The organism is Methanofollis tationis, assembly GCF_013377755.1.
Classification (GTDB): Archaea; Halobacteriota; Methanomicrobia; order Methanomicrobiales; family Methanofollaceae; genus Methanofollis; species Methanofollis tationis.
This window is the reverse complement of sequence record NZ_JABXWR010000001.1, coordinates 1,668,294-1,683,138: the sequence shown is the minus strand read 5'-3', so window position 1 is coordinate 1,683,138 and position 14,845 is coordinate 1,668,294. Positions and strand designations below refer to the sequence as shown.

Annotated in this window: 9 protein-coding genes and 1 tRNA gene; 3 read left to right on the top strand and 7 right to left on the bottom strand. The window is 62.6% G+C overall.

Going from position 1 to position 14,845, the window contains the following annotated elements; translation table 11 throughout:
• Window positions 1-55: 55 nt before the first annotated feature.
• Window positions 56-325, bottom strand: coding sequence for a GyrI-like domain-containing protein (locus tag HWN36_RS08790; protein WP_176788993.1), 270 nt, complete (start codon window positions 323-325; stop codon window positions 56-58).
• 267 nt (window positions 326-592) lie between these two features.
• On the opposite strand from HWN36_RS08790, the gene nudC reads away from it, so the two are divergent.
• Window positions 593-1,408 carry an NAD(+) diphosphatase gene (gene nudC / locus HWN36_RS08785; protein WP_176788992.1) on the top strand — a complete coding sequence of 272 codons (816 nt, stop codon included), beginning with the start codon at window positions 593-595 and terminating at the stop codon, window positions 1,406-1,408.
• 72 nt (window positions 1,409-1,480) lie between these two features.
• A complete protein-coding gene (locus HWN36_RS08780; RefSeq protein ID WP_176788991.1) occupies window positions 1,481-4,750 on the top strand; it encodes an LAGLIDADG family homing endonuclease in 3,270 nt (1,089 codons plus the stop codon).
• A 45-nt stretch (window positions 4,751-4,795) separates the two neighbouring features.
• On the opposite strand, the gene HWN36_RS08775 is transcribed toward HWN36_RS08780, so the two are convergent.
• The 5 genes from HWN36_RS08775 to HWN36_RS08755 form a co-directional block, all read right to left on the bottom strand.
• Window positions 4,796-7,639 (bottom strand): PKD domain-containing protein, encoded by a 2,844-nt coding sequence (locus HWN36_RS08775; RefSeq protein WP_176788990.1) that lies wholly within the window; start codon window positions 7,637-7,639, stop codon window positions 4,796-4,798.
• A 41-nt stretch (window positions 7,640-7,680) separates the two neighbouring features.
• Window positions 7,681-9,000, bottom strand: a complete 1,320-nt coding sequence (locus HWN36_RS08770) for a methyl-coenzyme M reductase glutamine C-methyltransferase (RefSeq protein ID WP_176788989.1) — start codon at window positions 8,998-9,000, stop codon at window positions 7,681-7,683.
• 63 nt (window positions 9,001-9,063) lie between these two features.
• Window positions 9,064-10,368 (bottom strand): PEGA domain-containing protein, encoded by a 1,305-nt coding sequence (locus HWN36_RS08765; RefSeq protein WP_176788988.1) that lies wholly within the window; start codon window positions 10,366-10,368, stop codon window positions 9,064-9,066.
• A gap of 149 nt (window positions 10,369-10,517) precedes the next feature.
• Window positions 10,518-11,591: an ABC transporter permease gene (locus tag HWN36_RS08760; RefSeq protein WP_176788987.1), complete on the bottom strand. Its 1,074-nt coding sequence runs from the start codon at window positions 11,589-11,591 to the stop codon at window positions 10,518-10,520.
• Window positions 11,588-13,309 (bottom strand): ABC transporter permease, encoded by a 1,722-nt coding sequence (locus HWN36_RS08755; RefSeq protein WP_246269889.1) that lies wholly within the window; start codon window positions 13,307-13,309, stop codon window positions 11,588-11,590. Before HWN36_RS08755 ends, HWN36_RS08760 begins: the two co-directional genes overlap by 4 nt.
• A 155-nt stretch (window positions 13,310-13,464) precedes the next feature.
• On the opposite strand from HWN36_RS08755, the gene HWN36_RS08750 reads away from it, so the two are divergent.
• The gene (locus HWN36_RS08750) at window positions 13,465-14,352 is read left to right on the top strand and encodes an ABC transporter ATP-binding protein (RefSeq protein ID WP_176788985.1); all 888 of its coding nucleotides are present in this window, start codon (window positions 13,465-13,467) and stop codon (window positions 14,350-14,352) included.
• 418 nt (window positions 14,353-14,770) lie between these two features.
• Here the strand turns inward: HWN36_RS08750 and HWN36_RS08745 are convergent.
• Window positions 14,771-14,844: transfer RNA gene (locus HWN36_RS08745), tRNA-Lys, on the bottom strand.
• Window position 14,845 lies beyond the last annotated feature (1 nt).

The window sequence follows — 14,845 nt, the reverse complement described above, 5'->3', positions numbered from 1 at the left end:
GAAATCTGCTCCGACGGCAAGGTTAATTGCCAGGAAAAAGCTGCAGGGGTCATTCTCAGTCCTCAATCGGGTACTGGATCTCGGTCATAGGGTTTCCTGCCGCGATCTCCGTCGGGTCGTTGAGGTAGGTCTCTCGTTCAGGGCAGGTCTGGCGGAGGCCATGGGCATCGAGATACTCCATGACCTGCCGGTGGGCGAGGGGGAGAATCTCGTACGGCCACCGATACAGCACCGAGAGGATCCTCCAACCGGGCAGCACGCGCACTCCGACGACCGGATCCCTGACCGTCACCGCCACCCGTACAAAGCACTTAGAAGATCCCAAACCAGACCGTGTACGAGACGATGAATCACGATGAACAGGTCGATCAGACCTTTGTGGACCTATACGGAACAGATACCAAGGCCGCTGCCCGTGCACTCCGGACAGAAGTCGCTGTGACAGATCCTGCAGGTTCCGGACGTATTTTATGTAACAAGGCGGCGGCATTTAGCCATATAAAGATTTTTCAGCGGCCTTTGATAAACATTCATCTTTGTGAGTCCTGCCACAGGCATAATCCCTAATGCCAGACATAACTAACCCATCAGTGTGACACCGGCCTTCTCCCCACACTTCACCACAGAGCGCCTTGACTTCCATCCAGCGGATACGCCCCTGCACCCCCCTATCTTCGTCCTCGTCAGGGGCGGGGACGTCCTCTGCAGACCGGACGATTCGCCCCTGCTCTCCCACATCCCGGACAGTTCGCCCTCTGAGTTCACACTCTTCATCGGCAGCCTCGAAGGCCGCCCGATCTGTGCCGCCAGCGTTAAGACTGTCCCGGCGGGCCTCAGGCCGGTCCCGCTCCGCGACCTCTTCGGGACTGTCGGAGATGAGGAACTTGGCATTGTCGGGCGGGCCGTCCAGTATGTGGACTTCGACCGCACCCACCGCTACTGCGGGCAGTGCGGGGCGGCGACCCTGAGGAAAAAGGACGAGATCGCCCGGGTCTGCCCGTCCTGCGGCCTCGTCGCCTACCCGCGCCTCTCCCCGGCCGTGATCGTCAGGGTCACCGACAAAGAGCGTATCCTCCTCGCCCGCTCCCCACACTTTCCGGCCGGCCGCTATTCCGTCGTCGCCGGTTTCGTCGAACCGGGCGAGAATGTCGAGCACGCCGCACGGAGAGAGGTGATGGAGGAGACCGGGATCGCCATTGCCAATCTCAGGTATTTCGGGAGCCAGCCCTGGCCCTTCCCCCACTCCCTGATGATCGGGTTTACCGCAGATTACGGCGGCGGCGAGGCCGTCCCGGACAGACAGGAGATCGAGGACGCCGGATGGTTCAACGCCGACGCCCTCCCCGACCTCCCGGGACCGGCATCGATCGCGCGGGCGCTGATCGAGGACTGGCTTGCAGGGCAGTGAAAATAGTATAACCGATGAGACCAATTTGATCGTGGAGATCACCCCTCAACTCATATTTTATGGTGCACCAGAATGAGCGATTCAGTAGTTGATAGCATCCTTGCGGCGCGGTACCTCCGCAAGGGCGAGAAAACATTTGACGATATCTGCCGGCGCGTTGCTGCGGCGCTTGCGCAGAACGAGAGCGAGCGCGAGGAATATTATGAGGCGATGCACTCCCTCCGCTTCCTCCCCAACTCCCCCACCCTGATGAATGCCGGGACCGAGATCGGCCAGCTCTCGGCCTGTTTCACCCTGTACGTCGGCGACTCGATCCCTGAGATCTTCCACGCCCTCGAATGGGGCGCCCTGATCCACAAGAGCGGCGGCGGCACCGGCTACAACTTCTCGCGGATCCGCCCGGAGGGGGCACCGGTCCAGTCCACTGACGGCGTCGCATCCGGCCCCATCTCGTTCATGAAGGTCTTCAACGCCGCCACCGACGTGATCAAACAGGGCGGACGGCGGCGCGGGGCGAACATGGGGATCCTGAACGTCTGGCACCCTGACATCCTGCGGTTCATCCACGCCAAGAACGTCGAGGGCGAACTCTCGAACTTCAACATCTCGGTGATGGTCAACGACCGCTTCATGGAGTTCGTCGAGGCCGGGCAGCTCCAGAAGGTCTGGACCACCCACCCCCATACGGGCGAGGAGATCACCGTCGGCGCCATCTGGAACGGCATCGTCGACGGCATCTGGAAGAATGGTGAGCCCGGCGTTCTCTTTTACGACGAGATCAACCGGAAGAACCCGACCCCGCAGCTGGGGGAGATCGATACGACGAATCCGTGCGTCACCGCGGACACATGGGTGATGACCGGCGCAGGCCCCCGCCAGGTCGCCGACCTCGTTGGAACGGCATTCGATGCGGCGGCGAACGGCATGACCTTCAGGTCAGGTCCGGGGGGATTCTTCTCCACAGGGAGAAAGGAGGTGGTGAAGATGACCACGAAAGAGGGTCACTGCCTGAGGGTAACCAGGAACCACCCGGTCTGCCGCGTAAAATCCATGACCCGCTATCGCACGGAGACCGAATGGACGTGTGCGGGCGACCTCTCTTCAGGCGATCAGATCCTTCTTCACGATCACCGCAGCCTTCCGGCCTGGCACGGCCCCCTCGGCAGGGAAGAAGGATATCTCCTCGGCCTTCTTGTCGGTGACGGCACGCTGAAATCAGATGCCGCCGTTCTCTCGGTCTGGGAGAACGACCGCGGTACGGCGTCGGTGATGGGGCACGCGGAGGCGTGCGCGTATACGCTCGCCCAACGCTCTGATTTTTCAGGCTGGTCTGCCGTCGAAGGGCGGGGCGAACACACGCTGAAGCTTGCTGCCATCCGCGATCTTGCGGTCTCATATGGGATGGCTCCCGGCAGGAAGACTATCACGCCTGCTCTTGAAAAGGCATCGTCTGCCGGTTATTGCGGGTTCCTCTCTGGCCTCTTCGACTGCGACGCCTCGGTGCAGGGAACGACGAAGAAAGGGATCAGCGTCAGGCTGGCGCAGAGTTCGCTCCCACTCCTCCGCAGCGTCCAGCGGATGCTTCTCCGCCTCGGAATCGCCTCGCGGATCTATCGGCGCAGGGAGGCCGGACTCTCGGTGCTGCCAGACGGGGACGGTGGGTCAAAGCACTACCGCGTGCGTACCCAGTATGAACTGGTGATCGCAGGTGAAAACCTCCTCTTCTTCCGGGAAAGGGTTGGCTTCATCCACGCACGGAAAAAAGAAGCGCTTGAACAGGCACTGTCATCATATTCGCGCTCCCTGAATCGGGAGCGTTTCGTTGCGACGGTGTCTGCGCTCGAAGATGACGGCGAGGAGGAGGTCTACGATGTGCAGGTGCCGGGCGTCAATGCCTTCGATGCGAACGGTCTGGTCGTGCACAACTGCGGCGAACAGCCCCTTCTCCCCTTCGAGTCCTGCGTGCTCGGTTCGATTAACCTGGCGAAGTTTGTGAGGGACGGCGCCGTCGATGAAGAGGGGCTCAAACAGATCACTCGCATGGCGGTCCACTTCCTGGACGCCGTCATCGACCGAAACGTCTTCCCGATCCCGCAGATCGAGGAGGCGACGCGCAAGACGCGGAAGGTCGGCCTCGGGCTGATGGGAGTCCACGATGCCCTCCTGATGCTCGGCCTCCCGTACGACTCCGAGGAGGGGCGTGCAGCCTGCGAGCGGATCATGGCCCTTGTCAACGACACTGCCGTGGATGAATCCCACGCCCTTGCCGCGGAGAAGGGAACCTTCCCCTCCTTTGAAGGGAGCGTCTGGGGCGATTATCCGATGCGGAACGCCGCCCTCACCACCATCGCCCCGACCGGGACGATCTCTCTCCTCGCCGGGTGTTCGAGCGGGATTGAACCGGTCTTCTCCTATGCCTACACCCGGAAGAACACCGTCGGCAAGACCTTCGTGATACTCCACCCGATCTTCGATGCCGAACTCCGCAGGGTCGTCGGGGCGCTCGGCCTCACCCCGGACGAGGCCGAACGGCGGGTGCAGGAAGTGATCGACCACGTCCACGAGACCGGTACGGTCAGGGACGTCGGGTGGCTCCCGATCTCCTTCAGGAAACTCTTCCAGACCGCTCTCGACATCGACTGGCGGGACCACGTGCGCATGCAGGCGATCTTCCAGCGGCACATCCACGCCTCCATCTCGAAGACGATCAACATGCCGAACGCCGCCACCCGCGAGGAGATCGCCGAAGCAGTCCTGATGGCGTGGCGGAGCGGCCTGAAGGGAATGACCATCTACCGGACGGGCAGCCGAGAAGACGTAGTGCTCGCCCTGAAGGAGAAAAAACCGGAAGAAAAGCCCGCGGAGAGGCTGCCCACCCGCCCAAAGGAACTCGCCGGCCGAACCTATCTCTGTCAGTCAGGGTGCTGCCGCCTCTATATCACCGTCAACCTCCTCGACGGCCGGCCGTGGGAGGTCTTCATCAGGACCGTCGGGAGCGGGGGATGCGAGGCGAACTCCAACGCCCTGGGGCGGGCGATCTCCACCGGCCTCCAGAACGGCGTGCCCCACCAGAAGTTCGTCAAGCAGTTTGCGAAGGTGAACTGCATCTCGGCCATCAGGAACCCGGCCTCGGAGGGCCTCTCCTGCGCCGACGTCGTGGGCAGGTGCATCGACCTTGCGGCCTCGAAGCAGACGATCACCACCCTGGACACCTGGGAGATCACCGAAGTCTCAGGGAAGAAAAAGAAGAACCTCTGCCCTGAATGCGGCGCCGAACTCGACTTCGGCGAGGGGTGCAACCAGGGGATCTGCAAGAACTGCGGCTGGAGCGGCTGCAGCTAACCCTTTTTTTCGGCGGGCGTCCTTACCGGGAAAAAAGAGAGGGTTTTAGACTATCTCAAACCACACGTCCCGGAGCCCGACATTGAACTGCGCGATGAAGAGGGCGTCGCCCACTTCGATCGCACCGTTTCTGTGGACGTCGGTCTTCTGGAACCGGTCGATGCCTGCCGGGGGCATATCAACAATGCCAACCACCTCACGGAGCACCCGGAGGGTGTCGGCCTGGTTCACGGTGCCGTCGTTGTTGGCGTCGCCGTAGAGCAGGGGGAGGGCGTTGATGTAACCGCTCTTCGTCACCGACCCGCAGTCTCCATTCACCGTGAGGGAGACCGTGTAGGCGCCGGCTACGGTGTAGGTGTGGACCGGGTGCTGCTCGATCGAGGTGTTTCCATCGCCGAAGGACCAGAGCCACGCCGATGCGTTCGCGGCCGTGAGATCGGTGAAGCAGACCGCGAGGGGGACGACGCCGGCGGTAAGGTTCACCGAAAAGGCCGGGTGCAGGAGCAGTTTTGCCCGTATGATCGTTTCATTGCCGCTCACCGCCCCGTAGGCATCGGTGACGGTGAGGTTCACGGTATAAATGCCCGGCATTGTATAGGCATGGATTGGGTGCCGCTCGATCGAGGTTCCATTATCCCCGAATGACCAGTTCCATGCGACCGGCGCCCCTGCGGTAGTATCGTTGAACCCGACGGCGAAGGGAACGAAACCCGAGGTGACATTCGTCGTGAAGGCGGCGACCAGGGGCGGGGCTTCCGCGGTGACGTACCCCTCCGCGGCCGCCGTGTCCATGCTCCCGTAGGCGTCGGCGACGGCGAGAGAGACAGTGTAGTTCCCCGGCATCAGATAGGTGTGGAGCGGGTGCTGCTCCGTGGAGGTGACGCCGTCGCCAAAGGACCAGTTCCATGCGAGGGGGGCCCCCGCGGTAGTGTCGTTGAACTGCACGGCAAAGGGGACCGTCCCTGCCGTCCTGTTCGCGGAGAAGTTCGCCGCCAGTGCCGGCGCTGTCACCGTAACATACCCTGCTTTTTCGGCCGTCGTACTGCCAAAGAGGCTGGACGCCGTGAGCGAGACGGTATAGGTTCCGGGCATCGCGTAGGTGTGGACCGGGTGCTGCTCCGTCGAGGCCCCACCATCGCCGAAAGACCACTGCCAGGCCGTCGCCCCAACCGACAGATCGGTGAAGGTCACCGTCAGCGGCGCCGGTCCACTCAGCGGTGCGGCGTTGAACGACGCCGTCGGGGCCTCCCCGGTGGCGAGGAACAGATCGAAGGCGTCGACCCTCCCGTAGCCGTAGATGGTGTCGAAGCCGCCTGTGCCGAGATCTTCTGCGGTCGAAAGCATTTTTTCCCGCACCTCGGCAGCGCTCAGGTCAGGAGCGAGCCCCCAGACAAGCCCAGAGATCGCCGCCACATGCGGGGCGGCAGCGCTCGTCCCGTAGAAGGTGGAGGGAAAACCGCCGGAGCCGGTGACCGAGACGCCGTCCGTCGCCGAGATCTCAGGTTTCTCCCGCTGCACCGCAACAGGATAGGAGATCGTCGAAGGGCCGCGGGAAGAGTAGTACCGGATCACATCGGCATAGTCGATCGACCCGACGGCGATGACACCCTCTGCAGCCTGGTGGCCGAAGACCGAGTCTGCGGTCGTGCTGTACGAGGCGTCGACGGATGCCCCGAAGGTGAATATTTCGAGGGCCCGGGCGGAACCGGAGTATTTTTTCACCCCAATATACGCCTTTGCGGCCGAGGCGCCCGTGTTTCTCACCGATGCGTATTCGATCGGGTTGTCGTCCCCGTCCTGCGGACCGGTGCTGGATGCGATCTTCGTCCCCAAGGAATCGTAGACATAGAGATCGTAATCGTTCGACGACGAGCCCCAGGGGTCGTTCCATTCGAGGACGACGAAGATTGATGCACCTGCGGGGACCGTGAAGGGGAGCTCGATGTCCCCGCCGAAGTCGTGCCAGCCGTTGCCGCCGTCCACATAACCCCCCTGGTAATGGGCTTTAGCGTAATTCCCGGCCGAAGAGACATAGATAATCTCACCCTCATCGACCAGAGACTGGATATGCGAGGCGATGATCCCGTCCTGGAAATAGGGCACGGTTGTCCATGCGATGTCGTCGCAGATCACCGTGCACCCGGCGGCAGCGAGGGCATCGATGGCGGCGTTGAATTCGATCCAGCTGCTACCGTGGTCATGGAAGTAAAGATCGGCGTCAGGGGCGATATCGTGAACGATCTCAAGCATCGCCGTCCCCTCGTTCCCTCCCTGCTCATTGGAGAGCACATGGACGTCCTCAGGCAGGTCGCCGGAGGCGACGGCCGTCTCGATATGATCGACACCGTCGGAGATGATCCCGATCCGCACCCCGGCCCCGCCATAGCCGGTTGCGTTCCTGAAGGCTTTTGCACGGAGGAGGGTGTCGCCCTCCGTATCCACAGAACCGGCGTTGACCATGGGAGGCAGCACGCGCATCACCGAGACGACCTCTGGCAGGGCCGCAAGATCGGCGAGGGCCGCCACCGGCACCACCGCGGCGGCAAGATGGTAGCCCTCGTCCCGCCCGGTGACCGCGGAGGCATAGGCGTCGATCACGGCGGTGGAGGCGGCGGGATCGACGGTGACATAGACGTAGACGGTATCCTCGGGGCTCTCTTCAGCCGACGCCCCGAAGATCTGCCCCCCGGCGACGTCAGTCTCCATCACCGCCCCGTTTTCTTCAGATGCCCTCACCAGGTCGAGCAGTTCGGAGGAGAGTTTCTTCTCGCCATCGGTGAGGTTGGTTTTGTCCGGCAGCGAATCGGTGAAGGTGACGGCGGCGCCCGCCGACATGAGAAGGGCGACGCCGAGCATGAATGCAAGGGCGGCACGTGTTTTTGGTCTCACGATAGTTCCTTCTCAGATAGATATCGCGGAAAAATTACGATTCAGCCTTCGTCTCCCGCCCTCTCATAGCGCTCGATCAGCGCCGTCGCCCGCCTGACATCCTCGCCCTGCTTTCTCGCCTCGGCAAGGTACATGTTGAAGACCTCGTCGGTCACCACGTGGAGGAGGGGTTTGTACATATCGGCGTGCTGGGAGAGATCGAACCAGCGCGCCTCGGCCTCGGTGAGACGGAGGGAGCGGTATTCCCCTTCATGAGGCGCGTAGACCGGGTTCTTCTCGTGCGGCGTCCTCAGCACCAGGTCGGCAAGCGGGGTCTTCGGGATCGGTTCAGCCACCGAGACGAAGACGTCGTCGAGCATCTCCTCGGCGACGAACTCTTTTGTCGCCTCGTAGTCCTCCGCGGTCTCGGTCGGGTAGCCGACGATAAAGCACCCGGCGACCTTCAGGCCATGCTGGCGCGACCGCTCCACTGCCTCGTGCATCTGGGAGACGGTGACACCCTTGCCCATCTGCCTGAGCACGGCGTCGCTTCCCGACTCGAAACCGTAGAAGAGCCAGCCAATCGTGAATTTCCGGATCGCCTCCAGGATCTCGTCGGTGATCGCGTCCACCCTGATGTCCGGGGCCGAGACATTTTTCGGGCCGAGCTCCTCGGCGAGCATCTGGAGGAGAGCAATGACGGCGTCGTCGTCGATCTTCCCATGATACCCGAAAAGCGAACCGGTCCCGCCCGAGACCGAGAGGCGCACGGCGCCCTTATCCCTGAACGCCCGGACTTCCTCCCTGATCTCGTCGAGGTCGCGGCTCCTGATCTCTCTCCCGAAGAACCGCGGCACCTGACAGAAGGTGCAGGCGCCGGTACAGCCCCGGTGCGTCTCGATATAGGCGTTCGCCCCCCTGATGCTCTGCCGCCCGATATCGTCAGGGATCAGGGGGAGCGGGCGGTGCGCCACCTGGGCCGGCGGCGCCGGCGGTGTGATCACGGTCCGCCCACCGTGAGAGAAGGCGATCCCGGGGAGATCGGGCAAGACGCCGCGGTCGAGGAGGCGCGGCACCGTCTCTTCCCCCTCGCCAACGACCACAGCGTCCGGGGCGAGTTCACCGAGCACGTACTCCGGGTATGCGGAGACCGGGCCGCCGATATAGACCGGGCGCTCCGAAGCCCGCACCCCGGCGACGAAATCCCTGATCACGGGATCCATCAGGTGCTGTGTCGAAAACAGGCTGAGGAGCACTACGTCGGCGTCCCCGGCGGCCAGAGCGGTCGAGAGCCGCACCTCGTGCCCTGCATCCCTGACGGCGCCGCCGATGAGCATCGCCCCATAGGTGGCAATGCCCGGCGAGATGACCACGGTCTTCATCCTGTGATCTATGGGCATCCGCCCTTTTGAAAGATGCGATCGAAAAAAAGTGGGGGGGTGTTCTCAGCGCCTGCGCAGGACGAGCACCGCACCGAGCAGGGCGATGGCGCCGAACACCGTCAGCGGCATCGCCGCTGCCTCAGGGGTCGGCGTCGTTGCCGGCACGAGCTGCGCCGAAACCGGGGTCGTGGCGCCAGCGTTCACGGTGGCGGTGGTGGTCCACTCGGTATAGCCCTGGAGCTGGACCGAGACGGTGTATGAGCCCACGGCGAGATCGCTGAGGGTGAGGGGTGTGATACCCTTATACGCGTTGTTCAGGTAGACCTCGGCACCTGCGGGGGTGGAGGTGATCGTCATCGAACCGGTGTTTGCACCGGGGGTCTGCAGGGTGAGGGAGACCGAAGACTGCTGCCCTGCGTTCACGTTAACCGAGGTGGCGGCGTCCTGGTAGCCGTCGAGTTTCAGGGTCACGGTGCGGGTGCCCGGCGAGACGCCGATGATCACAAAGCCCTGCGCAGTTGTTCTGCCCTGGTAACTCCCGTCCAGATAGATGTAGGCACCGACCGGGGTGGAGGAGACGACGATCGTCCCTGAGGTCGGCTGTGAGTTGGGGTCAAGGGTGGCCGAGATGTAGGACTGCTGGCCTGAGACGACCTTTACCGAGCTGCTCCATTCATGGTACCCGGCCTTCTCGATCTCGAGGAAATGAGACCCCTGCGAGACGCCGCTGATGGTCATCGGGGTCGTGCCCTTATACGTGCCATCAAGATAGACATTGGCGTTCGACGGGCTCGAAGAGACGTAGATCGAGCCGTAGGTCGGCTCATGCGCCAGGGTGGCATAGACACTCGTGACCCCACCGGCACTGACGCCGGCGGTCTGGGTCCAGGTCTGGTAACCGTCGTACTCGACCCTGACCGTGTGCGACCCCACAGAGAGGCCGCTGATCACCTGCGGCGTCCTGCCATAGTAGGAACCGTCCAGATAGGTCTTTGCGCCGCTCGGGCTGGAGGTCACCGAGATGGAGCCAGTGGAGGGGGGAACCGGGGTCGGAACCGGGTTTAAGGTGATGTAGATGGTCTTAGACTCTCCAATTGAGGGGTACGAGCCGATCGAGGTCGATGCGGTGTAATAACCGTCCATCGTCGCCTTTGCCGTGTAATACGGCGCACCGGTCGTATAGACAGGCACGCTCAGCACGCCGCTTGTGATCTGGCCTTTGTAGTCGTTGTCGAAGTAGATCGATGCACCGTTCACATTGCACCTGACCTCTATCCAGGCCTCGTCGCCGCCGAGGGCGGCGGCCGGGGCCACGAGAAGGAAAAGAGCGAGAACCGCTCCTGCCATGAAGGATACTGTTCGGATCATGATGGATCACGCTACATGTGCGGAGGGCTATTGTATATTTTTTCTGATTTTCTCCGCCCGATTAGCAGAAATGTGGTGATATCTACAGTTATTTTCGGCCCATACGGAAAAATAAGCAGCCATCGGACCTTTTACCCTTCCTGACAATCCTATTGCGCCGCCCGTGCCGCCAGCCGCCGCGCATAGCGATCGGTGATGATCGCAAGGAAGGCCGTCCCGGTAAGGACACCGACGAGCGCCGCCCCATGCAGGGGCGCTGGCGAACCGGCTGCGAGCAGGACGATCAGGTTCGCCGGGTTGCCGGGGATGGCGAGGACGGCGAGGAGGACGGCGACGAGAGCGGTCGAGTAGACGAACTGGGCACTCGTCCGCTCACGATAGTGAAGGGCGGCGATCGCCCCGATGAGGATCAGCACCAGGGACGCCGCCGATACGTGGAGGAGGATCGCAAGGGTGCTGCGGATCGCGATCCCGTTCGCTGCCAGGAGGACGATCCACGCCCCGGCCTGGAGCGGGACGAGCACCCATGCAGCGAGCACTTTTCCCCAGAGGATCTCGGTGAAGGTGAGGGGCGTCGAGAGGAGCGTGTCGAGGGTTTTTGTGCTGTACTCCTCGGTGATGAAGTCGATGATCAGGCTCGCCGAGATGATCGCCGGCATGAAGAGGAGGAGGGGCACGAGGAGGCCGTAAACGAAGATGAAGAAACTCTGGCCGCGTACATCTGCAGGAACGGCGATCTCGACGGGCTCTGCAGTGAGGCGGTCGTCTCTCGCCTCCCTGAGCATCACCTCATAGGCCTCCATCGCCTCCCTGATCTTCACGCCGGTCACCGAGGCGGAGATGTCGTTTTTCAGGGTGTAGAGCGTGATCTTCACCGGGTCGGTACCGTCCGGAGGGGTATCAGGGACATAGACCACTGCCGCAAGCCTCCGCTCCTGCAGGGCGGCGACCGCTTCGGAGAGGTCCATCCGGTAGACCTCGAAGTCGCCTTTCTCTTCGAGCAGGTCTGCAAGCGGCGAATCGGTGCCGGCATACCCGACCGCATACCCCCCCGACATCCCGCCGAGGGACGAGGGGTCGTAGAGCGAGGTGAGGCCGACGACCAGGAACGAGGAGAACATGGCGATGAATACCTGCAGCAGGATCGCAAGCACGATCGTCCGCTCGTTTCCGATCCCCCGGAGTTCTTTTTTTGCGATGGTCCAGACATGACGCGGCTTCACAGTGCACCCCCGATCAGGATGAGGTTATACGAGGCATGGACCGCCGTCGCGAGGAGGAGGCCCGGGAGATAGGCCCGACGCCCGCCGACCTTCAGCACCGCCCCCACGATCAGGGCGCCTGCCGTATGGAGAAGGAAGGGCATCCAGAGGAGGCCGAAACCCGAGAAGAGGACAGAGCCGAAGAGCGACCCGGTGACCTGCGCCATCATCACGAAGAGGAGAAGTTTCTCACCGAGGAGGAAACCGAACCCGGTCGCCACGGCGGCGAGGAGCACGTTTCGCCAGGTGAAAAAGCCCGGGATCCCGCGGAAGAGGGCGACGATCCCGATCGACTTGGCGACCTCCTCGGTGAAGGCGGCGAGGAGGATCAGGGCGATGAGCGACCACGGCAGCGGGAGGTTGAAGAGGAGCACCAGGTACATCAGTTGCACCATGAAGATGAGCGGGATGGCGAGGAGGTTTACGGCGACGAGGGAGGCGAAGGGGTGGTCCCGGGCCATCGCCGCAAAGATAAAGGAGCGGAGGCGGGAGGTGAGGCGTTCCTGCGAGAAGAGCTGCTCCTCGGTGAAGTTGCGGGCGCAGAGCCAGAGGACGACGGCGGTTGAGAGCCAGAAGAGGGCGGTCGCATAGAGGTAGTCGGCCGCAGAAAAGCCCGTGCCCTGGAAGTTGAGGACCACCAGGGTCAGGGGCGAGATCAGGCTGATCACGTGGACATTTGCGAAGATCGAGGGGAAGAAGAGGTACGAGGTCATCACCGTCGAGAAGAAGATGGAGAGGAAGGAGAGTTCTCGAAAGCTCCGCGCCGTCATGCCGATGAGCAGTGCCGCCGCAAGGAAGAAGAGGATCACCGGGATGAGGGGGAAGATGACAACGAACGATCCGCCGGTGATGAGGACAATCGCCGAGCAGACGGCGATCATCAGGAGGAAGTAGGGGAGCATCTTGCCGGCGATGATGGTGAGCGGTCCGGCCGGGGTGGAAAGAAGGATCTCGCCCCGCCGCTCGATCCGCTCGTTTGCAATCGACATCATCGCGAACTGGGAGGTGAAGTAGAGCGGAAAGATGAAGACGAAGATGTAAATGAGCGAGTCGAAGGGGAGGGGCGGGGAGAGCTGCGAGGGGGTCTTGAACTCCCCGAGGTCAGGGCCGCCTGAGAACATGCCAAGGTAGCGCGCGATCCCCTCGTTCCCTGCCGGGGCGGCGGCGAGGTCCTGGCGGAGTTCTTCCGCGGAGACGGCGAGGGTGGACGAAGGTGTCGGCACCTCTTCGACCTGGCCTGAGGGCCGAACGTCGCTCCCTTCCTGCGGTTTTGGGGCGATGATCTGTCCGCTTTCGGTGGCGGTGAAGTCGAGGCTGCTCGTCACCTCTACCGTCTCGATCCAGAGGGGGTATGCGGCAAAGAGGTCCTCTTCGCCTGTGTAGATACCGGTACGGTAGTTCCGGTATGCGATGGAGAATGCAGAGAGCGCCGCCGCACCCTTCTCGGTCCGGGCCGCCCTGGCCCTGCCACCCGAGATGACGAGGTCGTATGCGCCCGGTCTCTGGGCGAGCGTGGCGCCGTCTGTGAGACTCACCGAGAATGCCGGGTCGCCTGAGAGGATCGCCGCTACGGCGGGATCGTCGATCCCCACCGTGTAGATACCGTCCTGGAGACGGATGCCGCTCTCTGCGGTGATACCCGAGGCGAGGAGGAGAGCGACGAGAAGGACGGCAGTCATGGGGAGGACGTCTCTGCTCATCGTGGTGAGGGAACGTTTCGTCTCCCAGCGCGCAATGGTCAGGGCGGTTCGCAGGCTGATCGGGATCGACTCCTTGCAGGAACGGTTGGGCAGTATGCGATATGATATATCCGGTGGCGTACGACTCCGATATGATGATCGCGGCACGCAACTTGGTGAAGGACTACGGGGCGTTCAGGGCCCTCGACGGCGTGAGTTTTGATCTCGGAGAAGGAGAGATCCTCGGGGTTGTGGGGCACAACGGGGCCGGGAAGACGACGCTCCTGAAAATCCTCTCCGGGCTCTCGTCCCCGACCACGGGAAGCCTTGCGATCGCCGGCGTCGATGTGGTCAGAAACCCGCACGCCCTGAAGCAGACCCTCGGCTACCTCCCTGAGGAGTCGCGCCTGTACGAGACAATGAGGGTCGCCGACTACCTCGCCTTCTTCGGCGAGATCTATGGGCTTTCAGGCGGGGAGATCCGTGAACGCAGCGGGCGCCTCCTCTCCTCCCTCTCTCTCGACGCCGGCGAGAAGAAGATCGGCGAGCTCTCGAAAGGAATGCGGCGCAAGGTGGCGATCGCACGCTCCCTGCTACACGATCCCCGGTTCCTCGTCTATGACGAGCCTTCGTCCGGGCTCGACCCGATGACCGGGCGGTTTATCGGAGAGTATCTCAGGGAGCTGCGCGCCGAAGGGAGGACGATCGTGCTCTCGGCGCACAACCTCTACCAGATCGAGGAGATCTGCGACCGGGTGATGATCCTGAGGCGGGGCCGGATCGAGGCCTTCGGCACGATGCGGGACCTGAGGGAGCGGTTCGGCTCCCTCACCTACGAGGTCTATTTCACCATCCCAAACGCGAGCGCCCTTGAACCCTCCCTGGCCTATACACGATCCGACGGCATCTACATGGCTGCAGCCGGCGATGTCGCCGGAATGAACCGGGTATCCGCGGCCGTGGCGGCGGCCGGTGGGACGGTGGAGCGGATCGAGTCGCGCTACCCGAGCCTTGAGGAGATGCTGGTGGCGGTCGGGAAATAATGCTCTTCGCTCCCTTGTGTGGGAGGTCAGGACACCTTCACCCGACCCTGCTCAGGCGACCCGGGATGGAGTACATGAGAGAAGGGACGAGAAGCGTTTCAGGACAGTCACATGATTTTCCGGGAAAGGTTCACGCGATTAGGCGCGAAAAGACGCATATTTCCGCGAAGATCTCAGGGATTAGAACAGGGCCCGGTTTCATCGCGGCCTCTCGCGTGAGTGGACAGCATATTTTTCAGAACCACCCGTCTTCCCCGAACCACCTTCTCCAGCGAGGCCCAACGCTGCCCGGCGGTGTATGCCGCACCGCAGTCGGTCTTGAAAAATACACGAACGGATCAGAGATGCAGGCAAAAGAGCGGACAGAAATGCGATCAGATCGAACTCAGGCACAAAGAATTTTTCAGAACAGAAAGAACGGGCCTGAAGGGATTTGAACCCCTGGCCTGCGGATTAAGAGTCCGCCGCTATGCCAAACTAAGCTACAGGCCCC

What these genes read in the sequence shown, in the direction of transcription:
- HWN36_RS08780 (WP_176788991.1), top strand. Translation starts at nt 1,481, where the DNA reads ATGAGCGATTCAGTAGTTGATAGCATCCTTGCGGCGCGGTACCTCCGC.
- HWN36_RS08765 (WP_176788988.1), bottom strand. Translation starts at nt 10,368, where the DNA reads ATGATCCGAACAGTATCCTTCATGGCAGGAGCGGTTCTCGCTCTTTTC.
- HWN36_RS08755 (WP_246269889.1), bottom strand. Translation starts at nt 13,309, where the DNA reads ATGACTGCCGTCCTTCTCGTCGCTCTCCTCCTCGCCTCGGGTATCACC.
- HWN36_RS08750 (WP_176788985.1), top strand. Translation starts at nt 13,465, where the DNA reads ATGATCGCGGCACGCAACTTGGTGAAGGACTACGGGGCGTTCAGGGCC.
- HWN36_RS08770 (WP_176788989.1), bottom strand. Translation starts at nt 9,000, where the DNA reads ATGAAGACCGTGGTCATCTCGCCGGGCATTGCCACCTATGGGGCGATG.